Raw genomic sequence first — 17,965 nt, 5'->3', positions numbered from 1 at the left:
TTTGCCACGCGGCGATACGCACATCGCGCATACACGTCGCGATCCGCACATCGGAACACACGCACGAGGACGCCGATGGACGACATGCAGGGCCTGAGTTTGACCGAGGCTGCTCGCGAGGCATACATGCAGCTGATCATGTGCGAGCTACCCAGCTCAGGCACCGAAGTCGAAGCGTGGATCCCGGCGATGAAGGCGGTCAGCCGGATGAATGCGGTCGCCCTGCATCCCGCGCTGATCGCGATCGCCGATCAGCTGGAGGCCGGTTTCCACGACGCGGTCTGCGCGCAGGACCCGGACCGCCTGCGGGTTGCGTTCGACGCCGCGGCGAAGCGGCTGCGCCCGCACACCGGCGCCGTTTGACGATCCGTTTCACTGACGGTCACCGCGGTCCCGCGTGGGATTCCGGCGGCGACCACTATCCGTCATTCCATTCGGGAATCCCGCTCGGCATTTTCCGACAGACGTTCGAGAACGCGTCGTAAATAATGCACCATCCGCGCGCCGATCAAGGACTCGCGCCGGCTCCGAGAGCGCGCGTTGCTCAGGCGGCGGTGAAGTGGGAACCGTCCGGGCGCCAGGCGCTCATCGGCGAGGCGGTGGCCGACGGTACCGGGACGGTCGGCAGGAAGCGGTCCAGCCGGGTCAGGTGCAGCAGCCTGGTCAGCCGGGCCGGGGTACCGCGCAGCGCGAGCCGCCGGCCGGCCTGCTCGGCCAGCCGGTGGGTACCGACCAGCACACCCAACCCGGTGGCGTCGAAGGTGTCCACAGTGGACATGTCGATCAGCAGCAGACCGTCACCGTGGCGTACCGCGGCGTGCAGGCGTTCCCGAATGGCGGCGGCGGTGTGGGTATCGAACCGGCCGGAGACGTGCACCACGATCGGCGTCTCCGCCGAACCGTTCGGCCCGTTGTCGCTACGTGACTCCGGTGTGGCCACCCGCTCGCTGGTGTCGCACTGCTCCTTCGTGCAGTGCAATGCGCGCTCACCCGCCACGACCATCCCCCCAACGGTCCCCGGACCCGGCCGCGCGCCGGCTCGCCACCCCCATGACGAAACCGGCCCGGGCCGGGTCCGACGCCTCCCCGCTCCCCCAGCGGTACCACCGACGGTACGGCCCTGCCGGCCGCGGCGGGACCGGGGAACACCCTGAACTATGCCAGGGGCGACACCCTGACAACCTCCTCCGCCGCGGCGATATCCATCTCCGCCCTGAGTCGTACCCCTTGGCTAGTCCTCCCCCAGCCGGCGGCGAACCGGGTCGAGGTCGCGCGCGTGCCGGCCCAGCCCGGCCCACGGATCATCCACGGTGGACAGACGGTCGGCCAGGTCCGGGATCCGGTACCGTTGGGCGCTGGTGAGCGTCTCGTCGGCGAGCTCGTCCCAGGACAGCGGGGTGGCCACCGGAGCGCCGGGCAGCGGCCGCGGCGAGTACGGCGCGATCGCATGCTGCGCGTACGCGTTGCGCAGCGTGTCCACGAACAGCCGGCCGTGCCGCTGCTCCTTGCGTACCTGGGTGGTCAACTCGTCCGGATACCGCGCCGCCAGGCGATCGGCGATGGCGCCGGCGACCGCGCGTACCTCGTCGACGTCCTGCCGGGCGGCCAGCGGGACCACCACGTGCACGCCACGGGAACCGGTCGTCATCGGGTAGCCGGACAGTTCCAGCTCGGCCAGCAGGTCGTGCAGGGCGAGCGCGGCCCGGCGGACCACCGCGAAGTCGTCCGCGCCGGGCGGGTCCAGATCGAAGATCAGCCTGACCGGGCGGCGCGGTGCCGCCGCCCGGCTCGGCCACGGATGCAGCGCCAGCGCGGCCAGATCGGCGAGGTAGACCAGGGTGGCGACATCGTCGGCGCACAGCATCGTCACGCTGCCGCCGGTGACCCGGTCCACGGTGACGGTGTGCACCCAGTCCGGGGCCGACTCGGGTACCTTCTTGGCGAAGAAGCCGGACCCGCCGGTGCCGTCCGGGAACCGTTGCAGCGCAAGCGGATGCTCCCGCACGTGCGGCAGCATCCGGTCGGCCACCAGCCGGAGGTAGTCGGCCAGACCGGCCTTGTCGATCCCGGATCCGGACGACCCGTCCGCCGGTGGGAACAGGATCTTGTCCGGGTGCGTCAGCGGCACCCGGCGGCGACCCACCTGCACGGTCACCGGGCCTCCGCCGCGATCTGGTCCAGGTCACGGCCGGAGCGCACCGACTCGGTCTGGGTCGACACCGGGTTGCGGCGCGCGTCGGCGCCCTCCCCGTCCTGCTTGACCAGGAGCCACGCCTCGTGGTCGCCGCCGCGGAACCGGGTCAGCGCGTACCCGCCGGTCAGCTTCGTGCCGTCCAGGCGGAACGTGACGTGCCCGCGCACCAGCCCGTCGGCCATCGACACGGCGGTCCCGCCGCGCCGCGTCGTGTTGGTGTAACCGCCGGTGTCCCACACCAGTACGGTGCCGCCGCCGTACTCGCCGGCCGGGATGGTGCCCTCGAAGTCGGCGTAGTCGAGCGGATGGTCCTCGGTCGGTACGGCGAGCCGCCGGTCCCGCGGATCGGTGGACGGGCCCTTCGGCACCGCCCAGGACTTCAGTACCCCGTCGACCTCCAGCCGGAAGTCGTAGTGGTCGGTCGACGCGGCGTGGTGCTGAATGACGAACAGCCCGTCGCCGGCCGCCGGATCGCGCGAGCCGCCGGATCGTCCGGACGGTTCGGCGGTCCGGTCGAAGCGCCGGCGGCGCTGGTACTCGGTCAACGGGTGACGTGTCGTCGCGGCCATCGCGCCTCCCCGGGTCGCTGCGGTCAGGCGTACCCGGGGGCGACGGCGGCAAACCCGGCCGCTTACTCGTACGAGTAGAAGCCCTGCCGCGACTTGCGGCCCAGGTGCCCGGCGGCGACCATCCGCAGCAGCGACTCGGGCGGGGCGAACTTCGGATCCTTGCTGTCGGCGTAGATGTTCTCGGTGGCGTGCACCAGCACGTCGACGCCGGTCAGGTCGGTGGTGGCCAGCGGACCCATCGCGTGCCCGAAGCCGAGCTTGCAGGCGGTGTCCAGATCGGCCGCGCTGATCACACCGTTCTCCACCAGCCGGGCCGCCTCCATCGCCAGCGCGCAGATCAGCCGGGTGGTCACGAAGCCGGCGATGTCCCGGTTGACGGTCACCACGGTCTTGCCGATCTCCTCGGCGAACGCGGTCGCGCGGGCCATCGTCTCGTCGCTCGTCTGGTACCCGCGAACCAGCTCGACCAGCGCCATCATCGGCACCGGCGAGAAGAAGTGGGTGCCGACCACGTACTCGGGCCGCTTGGTCACCGAGGCGATCGTGGTGATCGGGATGGCGGAGGTGTTGGTGGCGAGCACCGCGCCGTCCGCGGCGAGCCGGTCCAGCTCCATGAAGACCCGCTGCTTGATCTCGACCTGCTCGAACACCGCCTCGACGACGATGTCGGCCTCGGACACCACGCCGAGGTCGGTGGTGGTGGCGATCCGGCCGAGCGCGGTCGCCGCGTCCGGCTCGCTGACCTTCTGCTTCTCGACGAACTTGTTCAGCGACCTCTCGATGCCGGCCATCCCGCGCGCCAGCGCCGCGTCGTCGACGTCGCGCATGCTGACCCGCCAACCGGCCTGGGCCGCCACCTGAGCGATGCCCGAGCCCATCAGCCCGGCGCCGACCACCGCGAGCCGTCCCGCCATGTCCGTCCCCTTCCTCGGAGCAAAGCTACCGTTCAGTAGCGAACTCTACCCAGGGGTGCGGACCGGGTGGCGGCGGATGGCCGTGCCGCCCTGACCGGTACCTGGTTGTTGCGGGCAGGAGGTTCGTGACGGTCCACGCGGCGTCTCGAACTTCGAGGTGGACGTTATGGATTCTGGGATCCAAAACAGCGTAGAGTCTCCCGCATGGCGCGACCACGCATGTTCGACGAGGCGGCGGTGCTCGACGCGGCAGCGCGTGAATTCCGGGTGCACGGATTCGCCGAGACCTCGACCGAGCAACTCTGCGCGGCGGCGGGCGTGCGCCGCAGCAGCCTGTACAACACCTTCGTCTCCAAGGACGAACTGTTCGTGCGCGCTCTGGAGCGCTATGTCGTGACGACCGGAGCGCGCCAGGCGTCGATCCTCGCTGACGACGCGCTCCCCGGCGCGGAGAGGCTGCGAGCCCTGATCGACGTCGTCGTTGACGAGGAGCTGCAGGCGTCGAGCCGAGGCCACGCAGCCGGCTGCATGGTCGTGCAGAGCTTCATGAGTCCAGATCTGCGCGACCGGGACGAGCGCGTCGCCCGGATCCTCGACCGCGACCTCCGCGAGAGGCTCTCCCTCCTGTCCGGAGCGATCCGGGCCGGTCAGATCGACGGCTCGATCGCCGAAGGCATCGACGCCGACGACGGGGCCGTGCTCGTCAGCACCGTCATCTCCGGACTGCGCGTGACCGCACAGACCGGCGTCGACACCGAGACGCTCCGCCGGATCGCCCTGGCCGGAATGAAATCCCTCCTGAACTGAGAGCGCCGCTGCCCGGCGGCGTTTCTTCGCGGCCACGTTTTGGATAATCAAGTACAGAAAGGCTCTCACTTGAGCGCAGCAACAGCACCCGCCACGAAGAAGGCCGTCCCGCCCGCGGTGTACGTGCTCGCCGCCGGGGTGTTCGCGATGGTGACCAGCGAGTTCACCGTCGCAGGCCTCATGCCCCAGCTCGCAGAGGGTCTCGGCACCGGGATCCCGCAGATCGGCTACCTCGTGACGATCTTCGCCGTCGCAATGTCCGTCGGAGGCCCACCGCTCACCTTCGCCCTGCTCAAGGTCCCGCCGAAAGCCGCGCTCATGATCGTCTTCGCGATCTTCCTCGTCGGCAACGTCATCGCCGCGCTCGCGACCGGGTATCCGATGATGATCCTCGCCCGGATCATCAGCGGAGCCGCCTCGCAGGCGTTCTTCGGCATCGCGGTCTCGATGGGCGTCCAACTCGTCGACGAGCACGTGCGTGGACGCGGGGTCGCAGTCGTGATGAACGGGCTGATGCTGGGCACCCTCCTCGGGCTGCCCCTCGCGACCTTCGTCGGCAGCAGATTCGGCTGGCAGTCCGCGTTCTGGGCGATCTCCGCGATCACCGTGCTCGCTGCCGCCCTGACCCACACCATGGTGCGCAACCCGGCCGCCACGAAGGCGAGCGATGGCGTTGAACCCTCCGCGACGCCCGGTTCGGACCTCGCGGTGCTCCGCCGACCGCAGTTCCTGCTCGCCCTCGCCTCCAGCACGCTGATCATCGGCGCGACGTTCTCGGCGTTCAGCTTCTTCACCCCGATCCTCACCGAGATCACCGGGTTCCCCGAGGGCGTCGTGCCCGTGCTCCTCCTCGTCTACGGAGCAGCCACGCTGGTGGGCAACGTCATCGTAGGACGCCTGGCCGACCGGCACACCGTCTCGACGCTCCTGGTCGGCACCGGCCTGAACGCGCTCTTCCTGACCGGGTTCGCGCTCTCCACCGATGCGCCCCCGTTGGCGGTGGCGTTCATCCTCGGCATCGGCCTCGTCGGGGTCACCATGAATCCCGCGATGGCGGTGCGCATCCAGCGCAGCGGGAGCACCGCGCCGCTGGTGAACAGCATCCACGGCTCGTTCATCACTCTCGGAGTCATCATCGGCTCGGCCGTCGGCTCAGCGCTCATCCCGCAGTACGGTCTGCGTGCCCCCGTCGTCCTCGGCATCGGCCTGGCAGTCCTGGCGATCGTCGCGATCATGCCCGCCCTGGCGAGCCCCTACCTCCGTTGCGGCGCATCCGATGACGCGTCAGCAGCAGCGTCGGAGCGGTCGCAAACCCTTTGCACCGTGACCGAGAAATCGGAACTGGGCAGTACTCGACGATGACTTGCGTCCGCGCAAACCGCTCCGACGAGCGCAATCGACCACACTCGAGGCCGGCGGCCGGCCACCAGCATCCCGATTGCGAGAAGGCGTGGCCAACGTTCAGCCCTCACACACCTAGTCGTCTCGCCGGACGGTCAGCCCGGCGACCCGGACGAACACCGTCACCTCGGTGATCTCCAGGCCCTCGGCCAGCTCCCAGCCGTCCAGGTAGGCCCAGCCGGGCACCGTCGGGGACGGTCGCACGCCGATCACCCGGAACCAGAGGGGCCGCTCGAACTGCGAGCTCGCCGCGGCGTCCAGTCGGACCAGGTCGCCGATGCGGGGGGTCACACCGGTGGTCGCCATGGTCATCGCGCCGTCACCGCGGCCGCGGGGCCGACGGCCGGCGACACCGGCCGGGGCCGCCGTACCCGTCCTGCCTGTCTCGTCGCCTCGGTGGCCACTCGCGCGGTCTCGCACGGGTACGGCCGGCGGCAGCGCGGATGCGCGCACCGGTCCGGGTTCGCCTCGTCGGGGTGGTGCGACCGGAGCAGCCGGGTCGCGACGTCGGAGAGAAGTGGGTTTGCTGATTGCGGGTCCATGACCGTCTCCCGGCAGGACTGGTGGCCTCTGCTTCGAAGGGTGTTGACAGCACGTGTCCGGCTGCCCGTCTCGCCCGCCCGATGAGCCGGCGCTCCGGCCCATCGGGCGTCGACGGGAATGCAACTGAACGCAATCACAAGGCTACTTTCCGAGCAGCCGGAAAAGTTCAGCAGAGTGAACTCTGTCCAAGCCGCCTACTGCGCGCGGATTCCACCGGCCGATGCCCTGCTGCTCCGAATGACGCGATCACGTGGATCGATGGGTTCGCCGCCAGTCGCGCGGAGATCACCTCGCTGAGTGTCAGATACAAATCACCCTCTGGCAGGTCTATCGCCTCCGGCAAACCGTCTATACCGTGAAATTCATGGCTCGGGAGTCGTACCTCCCCGATGACCGGCCGATTGTCGGGGAACGCATTCGCACCTGGCGGCGCTACCGCGGCATGCCGCTCAAGACGCTTGCCGGGCTGGCCGGCATCTCCGTCGGGCTGTTGTCGGAGGTGGAGAACGGCAAGCGCATCCTCGACCGGCGTTCCCAGCTGACCGCCGTCGCCACCGCGCTGCAGGTGTCCACCGCCGACCTGACCGACCAGCCCGGTGCTCCGCTGTTCCCCGAGCACGCCGCGGCACTCGCCACCGTCCCCGCCGTACGGTCGGCGCTGGTGCTGCTCGCGCTCGACGACGAGCACACCGCCGGCCGAGACCTCGCCGCGCTGCGCCGCGACACCGACGCGCTGCAACCGCTGCGCGCCGCCGCGCGGTACGACAAGCTCGGGCCGCTGCTGCCCGACCTGCTGCGCGACCTGGGCGCCCGGTGCCGCACCGGTACCGCGGCGCAGCGCCGCGACGCGCTGCGGCTGATGGTGCGGGCCACCTACTGCGCCACCTACACGCTGAAGTACCTGGGCCACCGCGACCTCGCGATGACCGCCGCGGAGGCGTGCGGGCGGGCCGCCACCGAACTGGCCGAGCCGGCCTACCTCGGCCTCGCCGCGTTCACCCGGCTGCACTCGCTGCCGCCGGAGACCAAGGCACTCACCGGCCGGCTCGCCGGCGAGGCCGCCGACCGGCTACAACCACACCTCGCCGACGCCGACACCGCCCAGGTGTACGGGATGCTGCACCTGTCCGCGGCGTTCGCCGCCGCGGTGACCGAACGCGCCGACGACACCCACGCCCACCTGGCCGAGGCCGACGCGGTCGCCACGCGTACCGGCGAGGGCGAGTTCGCGGGGCTGTGCTTCGGGCCCACCAACATCGGGTTCTGGCGGGTGGCGATCGCCGTCGAGCTGGGCGAGGGCGGCCGGGTCGACGAGATCGCCCGGCAGATCCGGCCGGAGGTCGTCGACTCGGCGTCCCGGCGCGCCTCGTTCTTCGCCGACCTCGGCCGCGGGTATGCGCAGGGCGGCACCGACGACCGCGCGGTGGAGGCGTTCTGCGTGGCCGAACGGCTGGCGCCGCAACGCATCCGAGCGTCCACGGCGGTGCGGGAGACGGTCGGCGACATCCTGCGCCGGGCCCGCCGGGAGGCCGGCGGGCAGCAGCTGCGCGCGCTGGCCCGACGAGTCGGCGTGGTCTGACCGCCCGACCCCGTCACCGAGCCGCCCCGCGGGCAACCGGACCGGTCCGGGATCTGCCCGGCCCGCTGGTCTTGGTGTTCGCCGGCGGCGATGATCGGCGGTTCCGGACACGCGGGGATATCGGTCGCCGGGGCACCGATGTCGAAGCTGGCTTGGCAGTGGCAGACTGACGGACGTGCCTGCCCCAGTCAGCATCCTGATTGCGTTCGGCCTCATCGCCGGGTTGGCGATCGTGCTCCGCTGGACCTATGGAAGCGACCTGACCGAGCGTCGCTACCACGTGTCGCCGAACGACGACGATCCGGCTGCACCGACCCCGCTCGGCCCCCCGGTCGCCGCGCCGTCGGTGCCCGACGGGACGCACGAGGCGATCGAGCCGGCCGCGCAGGACCAGGTGGTGGACGCCCCGGAATCGCTCGACGAGGGGTACGGCCTGCTCCGGACCGTGCTGGTCGCCGAGAACCAGCGGCAGGCGACGCTGGTGCGCGAGGTGCTGGCCGATGCCGGCATCCGGTCCACCATCTCGACCGACGGCAACAGCGCACGGGTGCTGGTCTTCGTCGACCAGCTCGACAAGGCCCGCCGCCTGGTCGGCTAGACCTCGGCACGCAGATGGCCGGGCGCGGGGTGACCCCGCGGGGCTGGCGTCGCGTTCGGCGCCTCGGGCGGGCGCCTCAGTAGCCGAAGTCGTCGTCGGGTACGGTGCAGCGCTCCGCCTTGACGCCCAGCGCGCGCAGCTGCTCGACGAAGTGCGGGTACCCGCGATCGATGTGGTGCACGTGGCTGACCTCGGTGGTGCCCTCCGCGCACAGGCCCGCGATGGCGAGCCCGGCACCGGCCCGGATGTCGGAGGCGCGCACCGGGGCGCCGGACAGCCGCTCCCGGCCGCGGACCACCGCGTGGTGGCCGTCGGTACGGATGTCGGCGCCGAGCCGGGACATCTCGTTCACGAACATGAACCGGCCGTCGAAGATGTTCTCGGTGATCAGCGAGACGCCGCCGGACACCGCGCCGAGCCCGATCGCCATCGGCAGCAGGTCGGTGGCGAACCCGGGGTACGGCAGCGTGACCACGTCGACCGCGGTCGGCCGGCGGTCGATGGTGACGCGGAACGCGGGTACGCCGTCGGTGTCGGGCAGCTCCGCGATCGCGGCACCGGCGTCGGTCAGCTTGTCCAGCGCGACGCTCAGGTTCGCCGCCCGTACGCCCTGGACGGTCACGTCGCCGCGGGTCATCACCGCACCGAACGCCCAGGTACCGGCGACGATCCGGTCGCCGACGGTGCGGTGCGTGGTGGGGTGCATCGACTCGACGCCGGTGACCTCCAGGGTGGCGGTACCGGCACCGGAGACCTGCGCGCCCATCGAGTTGAGCATGTCCGCGAGGTCCACGATCTCCGGCTCGCGCGCCGCGTTGTCGATCACCGTGGTGCCGCGCGCCAGTACGGCCGCCATCAGGATGTTCTCGGTGGCGCCCACGCTCGGGAAGTCGAGCCAGATCTGCGCGCCGGTCAGCTGGGCGGCCCGGGCCACCACGAAGCCGTGCTCGGAGCCGATGTCGGCGCCCATCCGGGACAGCCCGGCGACGTGCATGTCCAGGCCGCGGGAGCCGATGGCGTCGCCGCCCGGGTGCGCCACGCGGGCGTGGCGGCAGCGGGCCAGCAGGGGGCCGAGCACGCAGATCGACGCGCGCAACCGGCGGACCAGGTTGTAGTCGGCCTCCGGCGAAAGCTCCTCCGGCGTGTCGATCGTGATGTCGCCGCCGTCCACCTCGACCTGGCAGCCGAGCCGGCGCAACACCTCGGCCATGATCGAGATGTCGGTGATGCCCGGCGCGTTCGTGATGGTGGTACGGCCCGGCGCGAGCAGTGCCGCCGCCATCAGCTTGAGTGCGCTGTTCTTGGCGCCGGCCACCGGCACCTCGCCGGCCAGCCGCGTACCGCCGTAGACCCGGATGACATCCACGCGCGTCATCGTAGGCGCGGCACCGGATCCGCTCGCGCCCCGGGGCGGTGTGCCGGAGTCGGCCGCCACCCGCCGCCGGACGCAGGAATAGGGTGGTCCGATGGCGGTACATCTGACCAGGATCTACACCCGAACCGGCGACGACGGGACGACCGGGCTGAACGACTTCAGCCGGGTGCCCAAGACCGACCCGCGCATCGCCGCGTACGCCGACTGTGACGAGACCAACGCCGTGCTGGGCACCGCGCTCGCGCTCGGCCGGCTCGACGACGAGCTGACCGGGGTGCTCACCCGAGTCCAGAACGACCTGTTCGATGTCGGCGCCGACCTCGCCACCCCGATCACCCCGGAGCCGAAGAACCCGGAGCTGCGGGTCACCGGCGACTACGTCGAGCGGCTGGAGGGCTGGTGTGACGAGTTCAACGAGCGCTGCGCCAAGCTCGACTCGTTCATCCTGCCCGGCGGCACCCCGGGCGCCGCGTTGCTGCACCACGCCCGTACCGTCGCGCGGCGAGCCGAGCGCTCAGCATGGGCGCTGCTGGAGCACGACCCCGAGCGGACCAACGTGCTCGCAGCGAAGTACCTGAACCGGCTGAGCGACCTGCTGTTCATCCTGGCCCGGCTGGCGAACCCGGACGGCGACGTGAAGTGGGTGCCGGGCGGCCAGCGGTGAGCCGGGGCGCGCTGCACCACGTCGAGCTCTGGGTACCGGATCTGGCCCGGGCGGCGCGCTCCTGGGGCTGGCTGTTCGGCGAGCTGGGCTACGCGCCGTACCAGCAGTGGCCGGCGGGGCGCTCCTGGATGGCCGACCAGGACGGCTACGAGGTCGAGCTGGTCGCCGACTGAGCCACGACCTGGCTCGTCGCGGTGCTCCGCATCGTCGGCGGGTCGCACGGGCAGACAGGCCCGATGCGGCCCGCCGGTTCGGTCCTCACTCCACCCGGTCCCCACCGAGCCCGGCCGTCAGCGGGCCTGGTCCTCAGCCGACCCCGGCCGTCAGATGGCCTGGTCGTCGGCGGGGAGGCCGAAACGACGCGAGGCCGCCCCGGGCGGGGCGGCCTCGAGCCAGGACAGGAAGCCGGTCAGCGCGCCTTCGGTCATCGCGACCTCGACGACGTCCCGGTCGTTCGCGCAACACAGCACGAGCGCGTCGGGCGGCAGGACGAGCAGTTCCGGGCCGCCCGGTGGGCGGCGGGACCGGATCGCCAGCGTCCGCCGGGAGAGCACCTCACGCGGCCGCATCGCCAGGCTGAACATCCGGTACCACAGCAGCTGGTCGCCGGCGAACCGGCCGAAGCCCGGCGCCCAACCGCGGCCCGGGATCCGCGCGGTCACCCGGACGCTGACCTCGATCGTGCCGCCGCGGCGCGCGATCAGTGCCCGGCGCACGAACAGCAGGCCGAGCGCGACGAGCACGAGCAGGACACCGACGCCGATCGCCTCGAAGACTCGCATCGGTGCCCGGCTCTCGCTAGTGCGCGCCGGCCTCGGCCGGCTCGCCCAGCTCGACCGTCTCGGCGAGCACCGTGACGCCGCGGCCGGTGACGGAGAGGAATCCGCCGTTGACCGTGTAGACCAGCTCTTCCTCGCCGTCGCGCTGGATCCGGACCGTACCCGGGTCGGCCAGCTCACCGAGCAACGGTGCATGGCCGGGCAGAACGCCCAGCTCGCCCTCGGTGGTGCGGGCGATGAGCATCTTCGCCTCGCCGGTCCAGACTTTCTGCTCGACCGCGACGAGCTCGACGTGCAGTGGGTCGGCCACCGGCTTCTCCTAGGCGCAACGGGGATTTGAAGAAGAAGTCTAATGCGTGACGGCTGGCACGCCGCGCGCACCCCAGACACGGAAACAGTGACGCACCGCACTTTCCACCACCACCCACGGTGTCGTGCTCGCCCGGTTCAGCCGCCGGTGCCGGCAGCGGAGAACCCGGCAGCGAAGAACGCGGTGCCGACGCAGTTCGGGCCGGTGTCCACGAGGGACACCGGCCCGAACCGGGTGGTACGGCTGCGACCTACTCGTTCTTGGCGAGCTCGTGCGCGTTGCGCTCCAGGTCCTCCAGGCCACCGCACATGAAGAAGGCCTGCTCGGGGAAGTGGTCGTACTCCCCCTCGGCGAGCTTCTTGAACGCCTCGATGGTCTCCTTCAGCGGAACGAACGAACCGGCCAGGCCGGTGAACTTCTCCGCCATGAAGGTGTTCTGGGACAGGAACCGCTCGATCCGGCGCGCCCGCTGCACCGTCACCTTGTCCTCTTCGGACAGCTCGTCCATACCGAGGATGGCGATGATGTCCTGCAGATCCTTGTACTTCTGCAGGATCTGCTTGACGGTCTCCGCCACCTGGTAGTGCTCGGCGCCCACGAACGAGGGGGCGAGCAGCCGGGACGTCGACGCCAGCGGGTCCACCGCCGGGTAGATGCCCTTGTCGGAGATCGACCGCTCCAGGTTGGTGGTCGCGTCCAGGTGGGCGAACGTGGTCGCCGGCGCCGGGTCGGTGTAGTCGTCGGCCGGCACGTAGATCGCCTGCATCGAGGTGATCGCGTGGCCGCGGACCGAGGTGATGCGCTCCTGCAGCACGCCCATCTCGTCGGCCAGCGTCGGCTGGTAACCCACCGCGGACGGCATCCGGCCCAGCAGGGTGGACACCTCCGAACCGGCCTGGGTGAACCGGAAGATGTTGTCGATGAACAGCAGCACTTCCTGGTTCTGCACGTCCCGGAAGTACTCCGCCATGGTCAGGGCGGACAGCGCCACCCGGAGCCGGGTGCCCGGCGGCTCGTCCATCTGGCCGAAGACGAGCGCCGTCTTGTCGAAGACGTTCATCTCGGTCATCTCACCGATCAGGTCGTTGCCCTCACGGGTGCGCTCGCCGACGCCGGCGAACACCGAGGTACCACCGAAGTTCTGGGCGACGCGGTAGATCATCTCCTGGATGAGCACCGTCTTGCCCACGCCGGCACCGCCGAACAGGCCGATCTTGCCGCCACGCACGTACGGCGTGAGCAGGTCGATGACCTTGATGCCGGTCTCCAACATCTCGGTCTTCGGCTCCAGGTCGGCGAACGCCGGCGGCTCGCGGTGGATGCCCCACCGGTCGGCCGGCTCGAACTTCTCGCCGTCCTTGAGGTTCAACACGTTGCCGGTCACGTCGAACACGTGGCCCTTGGTCGCCTCGCCGACCGGCACCGAGATCGGGTCGCCGGTGTCGCGCACCTCGGCGCCCCGGACCATGCCGTCGGTCGGCTTCAGCGAGATCGCCCGCACCATGTTGTCGCCCAGGTGCTGCGCGACCTCCAGGGTGATCTCCTGCTTGCCGGCCGACAGCTCGACGTCGACCTTGAGCGCGTTGTAGATGCCGGGCATCGCCTCGCGCGGGAACTCGACGTCGACCACGGCGCCGATCACCCGGGCGACGCGGCCGACGGCAGTCGCGTGATCTTCAGCAGTCGCGGCCTGAGTAGTCATAGCCATTACTCTTCACTTCCTGACGCGGCCAGCGCGTCCACGCCGCCGACGATCTCGCTGATCTCCTGGGTGATCGCGGCCTGCCGGGCCGCGTTCATCTCACGGGTAAGGGTCCGGGCGATGTCGTTCGCGTTGTCGGAGGCGGCCTTCATGGCCGCCCGCCGAGCCGCCGACTCGCTCGCCGCGGAGTCCAACAGCGCCGCGTAGATGCGGGTGTTGATGTACTTCGGCAGCAGCGAGTCCAACAGCGAGGCGGCATCCGGCTCGAACTCGTACGCCGGGGGGATGCCGGTGGACGGCTTGTCGGTCTCCTCGATCTCCATCGGGGCGACCCGGGTCACCGTCGGCACCTGCGACACCATCGACGCCAGGTGCGTGTACACCGCGTACAGCTCGTCGATGCCGGGCAGGCCGTCGGGGCCGAAGCCGCCGTCGGTGTCGTCGGCACCGGCGTTGAACGCGTCGATCAGCGTCTGGCCGGCCTCCCGGGCATCGTCGAACGCCGGCTGCTCGGAGAAGCCGGTCCAGCTCTCGGCGATGTCCCGGTTGCGGAACCGGTAGTAGGTGACGCCCTTGCGGCCGATCACGTACAGCACCGGCTCGATGCCGTCCGACCGCAGCCGGGCGATCAACTGCTCGGCGGTGCGGATCACGTTGGCGTTGTAGCCACCGCACATGCCCCGGTCGCTGGTCACGACCAGGACACCGGCGCGCCGCACCCGCTCACGCGGGGTCAGCAGCGGGTGCTCGATGTTGGCACCGGACGCCAGTGCCGTGAGCACGCCGGTGATGGCGTGCGCGTACGGCTGGGCCGCGGCGACGCGCTCCTGCGCCTTCGCGATGCGGCTCGTGGCGATGAGCTCCTGCGCCTTGGTGATCTTGCCGGTCGACTTGACCGACCGGATCCGGCGGCGGAGTACCCGTAGCTGAGCGGCCATGGGTTACTTCTTCTCCACCGACGGCACGTACTTCTGCACCGTCTCCTGGCCCTCGGCGCCCTCGGCCAGCGCCTCGGCGGGCGCCTCGTTCACCTTCAGCTCGTCGCTACCGGCGAGGAAGTTCTGGGTGAACTTGGCGACCGCGGACTCCAGCGTGCTCACCGCGTCGTCGGACATCGCACCGGTGCTCGCGATCTCGTCCAGCACGACCTTGTGGTTGTGCCGCAGGTAGCCGAGGAACTCGCGCTCGAACCGGCCCACGTCGGAGACCGGGACGCTGTCCAGCTTGCCAGTGGTGCCGGTCCAGATCGAGACGACCTCCTCCTCGTACGGGAAGGGGTTCGACTCGTCCTGCTTGAGCAGCTCGGTCAGCCGGGCACCGCGGTCCAGCTGCGCCCGCGAGGTGCGGTCCAGATCGGACGCGAAGGCGGCGAACGCCTCCAGGTCGCGGTACTGCGCCAGGTCGAGCTTGAGCCGGCCGGACACCTTCTTGATCGCCTTGCGCTGCGCGGCCGTGCCGACCCGGGACACCGAGGTACCGACGTTGATCGCCGGCTTGGTGCCCGCGTTGAACAGGTCGGCCTCGAGGTAGATCTGGCCGTCGGTGATCGAAATGACATTGGTCGGGATGTACGCGGAGACGTCGCCGGCCTTCGTCTCGATGATCGGCAGCCCGGTCATCGAACCCGCGCCCAGGTCGTCGGACAGCTTCGCGCACCGCTCCAGCAGCCGGGAGTGCAGGTAGAACACGTCGCCCGGGTAGGCCTCGCGGCCCGGCGGGCGGCGCAGCAGCAGCGACACCGCGCGGTACGCCTCGGCCTGCTTGGTCAGGTCGTCGAACACGATCAGCACGTGCTTGCCGTTGTACATCCAGTGCTGGCCGATGCTCGACCCGGTGTAGGGCGCGATGTACTTGAAGCCGGCCGGGTCGGATGCGGGGGCCGCCACGATCGTGGTGTACTCCAGCGCGCCGGCCTCTTCCAGCTTGCCCTTGACCGTGGCGATCGTGGACGCCTTCTGGCCGATCGCGACGTAGATGCAGCGCACCTGCTGCTGCGGGTCGCCGGTCTTCCAGTTGGCGCGCTGGTTGATGATCGTGTCGATGGCGACCGTGGTCTTGCCGGTCTGCCGGTCGCCGATGATCAGCTCACGCTGGCCCCGGCCGACCGGGATCATGCCGTCGATCGCCTTGATGCCGGTCTGCAGCGGCTCCTCGACCGGCTGCCGCGACATCACGTTCGGAGCCTGCAGCTCCAGCTCGCGGAAGCCCTCGTTCTCGACGTCGCCGAGGCCGTCCATGGGGCGACCCAGCGGGTCCACCACGCGACCGAGGAACGCGTCGCCGACCGGCACCGACAGCACCCGGCCGGTGCGCCGGACCGTCTGGCCCTCCTCGATCCCGGCGTACTCGCCGAGCACGACCACGCCGATCTCGCGCGTCTCCAGGTTCAGCGCCAGACCCAGCGTGCCGTCCTCGAACTCGAGCAGCTCGTTGGCCATGGTCGAGGGCAGACCCTCGACCTGGGCGATGCCATCACCGGCAGTGGTGACGACACCGACTTCCTCGCGGGAGATCTCCGGTGTATAGGAGGAGACGTAGCGCTCGAGCGCGCCACGGATCTCCTCCGAGGAGATGGTCAGCTCGGCCATCTTTGCCAGTCCTCGTCCCTTGGTCTATCGATGGGTCCGGCCGCGGCTCCGAAGCTCGGCACCGGACTCGGTCGGCTGTGCGGGTGATACATCGCCAAACGTGGTGACCCGGGGGCCACCGATGCCGGTGGCCGGGGCCACCGGATTTGTCGTCGGCCGGCGGCCTCCCGGCCGCCGGTGTTCTGCACCACGCGGCCCGGTCAGCGCCGGGTCAACGCGGTGCGTGTCTCGTTGATGCGCCGAAGGATCGTCCCGTCGTACAGGTCGGAACCGACCTGCACGCTCATCCCACCGAGAATCCTCGGGTCGACGGACACCTTCAGCGCGATCTCTCGACCGTATATCCGCCGCAGGGCGGCAGCCAGCCGATCGAGATCGCCATCGGTCAGCTCCGCCGCGACCGTCACGTACCCGATCTCGTGGTCCCGCCGGGCCGCGGCCAGCTCGACCAGCCGGGTCAGGGCCGACTCGAACCCGCGTCCACCGAAACCGGTCAGGGCCAGCTCGGCCAGCCGCAAGGTGACCGCGGAGACCTTGCCGGACAACAGCGACGACACCAGCTCGGTGCGCTGCGCCAGGTCGGCGGTGACGTCACCGAGCACGGCGGCGAGGCGCTCCTGGCCGGCCACGATCTGGCCGAACCGGAACAACTCGTCCTCCACCTCGGCCAGCGCACCGTCCCGCTCCGCCGAGGCGAGCAACGCCTCGACGCCGAGCAGCTCGGTGCCGTCAAGCAGCGCGCTCGCGCTCGACCAGCGGCCGGCGACGAGCACCCCGAACAGGGTCCGGGTGCCTTCCGACAGCTGCTTGCCCAGCAGCGAGTTCGCCAGCCCGGCGCGGTCGTCGCCCGGCCGGGCGGGGTCGGACAGCGCCCGGCGCAGCCGCGGCTCGCCGGCCAGCAGCTTCGCGATCGCGAGCAGCTCGTCGGCGACCGTGGCCAGCGTCTCCGCCTTGGCCCGCTTGGCGTACGTGTTCAGCCGGTCGGCCGCCGCGCCGAACGCCTCACGGCTCGCCGCCTCCATCAGCGACGCCCCGCGGCGCCGGTGCTGGCCCGGCCGTCCGCCTCGATCTCGGTCAGGAACCGATCGACGGTGCCGCGCCGCTGTGCCTCGTCGGCGAGCGACTCGCCGACGATCCGGCCGGCCAGATCGACTGCGAGCGAGCCGATGTCGGAGCGAAGCTCGCGGATCAGCGTCTGCCGCTCGGCGGCGAGCTGCTCCTTGCCGACCGCGATCACGCGGTCGCGCTCCTCGTTCGCCTTGGCCAGCATCTCGTCCCGGATCGCCGCGGCGTCGGCACGCGCCTCGTCACGGATCCCGGCGGCCTCGGTGCGGGCCTCGGCCAGCTGCTCGCGGTACTGCTCGAGGAGCTGGTTGGCCTCGGCCTGGGCCTGCTCGGCCCGCTTCAGTCCGCCCTCGATCGCGTCCACGCGGGCCCGGAAGGTCTCTTCCATCCGCGGGAACACGAACTTCATGAGGACGAAGCAGACTGCGGCGAACGCGATCAGCCCGACGATGATCTCGGACCAGACCGGCATCAGGATCTGAGCGCCGCCCTCTGCTGCGAGGTGTTTCATGGCTTACTCCCGATGGGATTGTCGGACGGTCTGGACGTCAGCCCGCCCAGATGAAGCCGAGCACCAGGCCGAACAGAGCGAGCGCCTCGACGATCGCGAAGCCGAGGAACATGTAGGTACGGGTCAGACCCGCCGACTCCGGCTGCCGAGCGGTCGAGGTGATGTAGGCGGCGAACACGATGCCAACACCGATACCCGGGCCGATCGCGGCGAGGCCGTAGCCGATGGAGCTGAGGCTACCGGTGACAGCTGCGAGGTCCATCTGGGGATTCCTCCTGGTCTACCCGCGTGACCTTCACGCGGAGGCTTGATGTGATCTGTCGGTGGTACAGGGTGGAACGAGGCGCCGGTGCGGCGCTGCGGAGC

21 protein-coding genes are annotated in these 17,965 nt (G+C 70.5%); 7 read left to right on the top strand and 14 right to left on the bottom strand.

Annotation, left to right across the window (positions count from 1 at the left end; genetic code table 11):
* The first annotated feature begins 75 nt into the window (after positions 1 to 75).
* Positions 76 to 363 (top strand): hypothetical protein, encoded by a 288-nt coding sequence (locus Asera_RS19580; RefSeq protein ID WP_030448081.1) that lies wholly within the window; start codon positions 76 to 78, stop codon positions 361 to 363.
* A 181-nt stretch (positions 364 to 544) separates the two neighbouring features.
* On the opposite strand, the gene Asera_RS19575 is transcribed toward Asera_RS19580, so the two are convergent.
* From Asera_RS19575 to Asera_RS19560, 4 genes are all read right to left on the bottom strand, one after another.
* The gene (locus Asera_RS19575) at positions 545 to 1,003 is read right to left on the bottom strand and encodes an STAS domain-containing protein (protein ID WP_084132256.1); all 459 of its coding nucleotides are present in this window, start codon (positions 1,001 to 1,003) and stop codon (positions 545 to 547) included.
* Between the two features lie 228 nt (positions 1,004 to 1,231).
* Positions 1,232 to 2,155, bottom strand: a complete 924-nt coding sequence (gene ligD / locus Asera_RS19570) for a non-homologous end-joining DNA ligase (RefSeq protein WP_084132254.1) — start codon at positions 2,153 to 2,155, stop codon at positions 1,232 to 1,234.
* Positions 2,152 to 2,763 (bottom strand): DNA polymerase ligase N-terminal domain-containing protein, encoded by a 612-nt coding sequence (locus tag Asera_RS19565; protein WP_030448078.1) that lies wholly within the window; start codon positions 2,761 to 2,763, stop codon positions 2,152 to 2,154. The genes ligD and Asera_RS19565 overlap by 4 nt, the downstream gene beginning before the upstream one ends.
* 62 nt (positions 2,764 to 2,825) lie before the next feature.
* A complete protein-coding gene (locus Asera_RS19560) occupies positions 2,826 to 3,677 on the bottom strand; it encodes a 3-hydroxyacyl-CoA dehydrogenase family protein (RefSeq protein ID WP_030448077.1) in 852 nt (283 codons plus the stop codon).
* 204 nt (positions 3,678 to 3,881) lie between these two features.
* Here Asera_RS19560 and Asera_RS19555 point away from each other — a divergent pair, with 204 nt between their 5' ends.
* Together Asera_RS19555 and Asera_RS19550 are read left to right on the top strand one after the other, a co-directional pair.
* Complete coding sequence (locus Asera_RS19555) at positions 3,882 to 4,484, top strand: TetR/AcrR family transcriptional regulator (RefSeq protein ID WP_030448076.1); 603 nt, start codon at positions 3,882 to 3,884, stop codon at positions 4,482 to 4,484.
* A 69-nt stretch (positions 4,485 to 4,553) separates the two neighbouring features.
* On the top strand, positions 4,554 to 5,846 hold the full coding sequence (locus tag Asera_RS19550) for an MFS transporter (RefSeq protein WP_211255682.1): 1,293 nt from the start codon (positions 4,554 to 4,556) through the stop codon (positions 5,844 to 5,846).
* Positions 5,847 to 5,960: 114 nt separating this feature from the next.
* Here the strand turns inward: Asera_RS19550 and Asera_RS19545 are convergent, their stop codons facing one another.
* Positions 5,961 to 6,197: a hypothetical protein gene (locus Asera_RS19545; protein WP_084132252.1), complete on the bottom strand. Its 237-nt coding sequence runs from the start codon at positions 6,195 to 6,197 to the stop codon at positions 5,961 to 5,963.
* Positions 6,198 to 6,792: 595 nt separating this feature from the next.
* Here Asera_RS19545 and Asera_RS19540 point away from each other — a divergent pair.
* Both Asera_RS19540 and Asera_RS19535 read left to right on the top strand, forming a co-directional pair.
* Positions 6,793 to 8,007 (top strand): helix-turn-helix domain-containing protein, encoded by a 1,215-nt coding sequence (locus Asera_RS19540; RefSeq protein WP_030448073.1) that lies wholly within the window; start codon positions 6,793 to 6,795, stop codon positions 8,005 to 8,007.
* Positions 8,008 to 8,182: 175 nt separating this feature from the next.
* Positions 8,183 to 8,605, top strand: a complete 423-nt coding sequence (locus Asera_RS19535) for a hypothetical protein (RefSeq protein ID WP_030448072.1) — start codon at positions 8,183 to 8,185, stop codon at positions 8,603 to 8,605.
* 76 nt (positions 8,606 to 8,681) lie between these two features.
* Here Asera_RS19535 and murA read toward each other — a convergent pair whose 3' ends face one another.
* On the bottom strand, positions 8,682 to 9,980 hold the full coding sequence (gene murA / locus Asera_RS19530) for a UDP-N-acetylglucosamine 1-carboxyvinyltransferase (protein WP_030448071.1): 1,299 nt from the start codon (positions 9,978 to 9,980) through the stop codon (positions 8,682 to 8,684).
* Between the two features lie 91 nt (positions 9,981 to 10,071).
* On the opposite strand from murA, the gene Asera_RS19525 reads away from it, so the two are divergent.
* The gene (locus Asera_RS19525) at positions 10,072 to 10,644 is read left to right on the top strand and encodes a cob(I)yrinic acid a,c-diamide adenosyltransferase (protein ID WP_030448070.1); all 573 of its coding nucleotides are present in this window, start codon (positions 10,072 to 10,074) and stop codon (positions 10,642 to 10,644) included.
* The gene (locus Asera_RS19520; protein ID WP_342344424.1) at positions 10,620 to 10,817 is read left to right on the top strand and encodes a VOC family protein; all 198 of its coding nucleotides are present in this window, start codon (positions 10,620 to 10,622) and stop codon (positions 10,815 to 10,817) included. Before Asera_RS19525 ends, Asera_RS19520 begins: the two co-directional genes overlap by 25 nt.
* Positions 10,818 to 10,967: 150 nt before the next feature.
* Here Asera_RS19520 and Asera_RS19515 read toward each other — a convergent pair whose 3' ends face one another.
* From Asera_RS19515 to atpE, 8 genes are all read right to left on the bottom strand, one after another.
* On the bottom strand, positions 10,968 to 11,426 hold the full coding sequence (locus tag Asera_RS19515; protein ID WP_030448069.1) for a DUF2550 domain-containing protein: 459 nt from the start codon (positions 11,424 to 11,426) through the stop codon (positions 10,968 to 10,970).
* Between the two features lie 16 nt (positions 11,427 to 11,442).
* On the bottom strand, positions 11,443 to 11,733 hold the full coding sequence (locus Asera_RS19510) for a F0F1 ATP synthase subunit epsilon (protein WP_030448068.1): 291 nt from the start codon (positions 11,731 to 11,733) through the stop codon (positions 11,443 to 11,445).
* Positions 11,734 to 11,983: 250 nt separating this feature from the next.
* Positions 11,984 to 13,435, bottom strand: a complete 1,452-nt coding sequence (gene atpD / locus Asera_RS19505; protein WP_030448067.1) for a F0F1 ATP synthase subunit beta — start codon at positions 13,433 to 13,435, stop codon at positions 11,984 to 11,986.
* 5 nt (positions 13,436 to 13,440) lie between these two features.
* Entirely contained in the window at positions 13,441 to 14,373 is a 933-nt protein-coding gene (locus tag Asera_RS19500; RefSeq protein ID WP_030448066.1) for a F0F1 ATP synthase subunit gamma, read from the bottom strand.
* A 3-nt stretch (positions 14,374 to 14,376) separates the two neighbouring features.
* The gene (atpA, locus tag Asera_RS19495) at positions 14,377 to 16,023 is read right to left on the bottom strand and encodes a F0F1 ATP synthase subunit alpha (RefSeq protein ID WP_030448065.1); all 1,647 of its coding nucleotides are present in this window, start codon (positions 16,021 to 16,023) and stop codon (positions 14,377 to 14,379) included.
* 200 nt (positions 16,024 to 16,223) lie between these two features.
* Positions 16,224 to 17,048, bottom strand: a complete 825-nt coding sequence (locus Asera_RS19490) for a F0F1 ATP synthase subunit delta (RefSeq protein ID WP_157035023.1) — start codon at positions 17,046 to 17,048, stop codon at positions 16,224 to 16,226.
* Entirely contained in the window at positions 17,045 to 17,599 is a 555-nt protein-coding gene (locus tag Asera_RS19485) for a F0F1 ATP synthase subunit B (RefSeq protein ID WP_030448063.1), read from the bottom strand. The genes Asera_RS19490 and Asera_RS19485 overlap by 4 nt, the downstream gene beginning before the upstream one ends.
* Before the next feature lie 37 nt (positions 17,600 to 17,636).
* Entirely contained in the window at positions 17,637 to 17,861 is a 225-nt protein-coding gene (atpE, locus tag Asera_RS19480) for an ATP synthase F0 subunit C (RefSeq protein WP_030448062.1), read from the bottom strand.
* Between the last annotated feature and the right edge of the window lie 104 nt (positions 17,862 to 17,965).

This window comes from Actinocatenispora sera (genome assembly GCF_018324685.1).
In the GTDB taxonomy this organism is placed as follows: domain Bacteria; phylum Actinomycetota; class Actinomycetes; order Mycobacteriales; family Micromonosporaceae; genus Actinocatenispora; species Actinocatenispora sera.
This window is presented reverse-complemented; position numbering and strand designations above follow the sequence as displayed.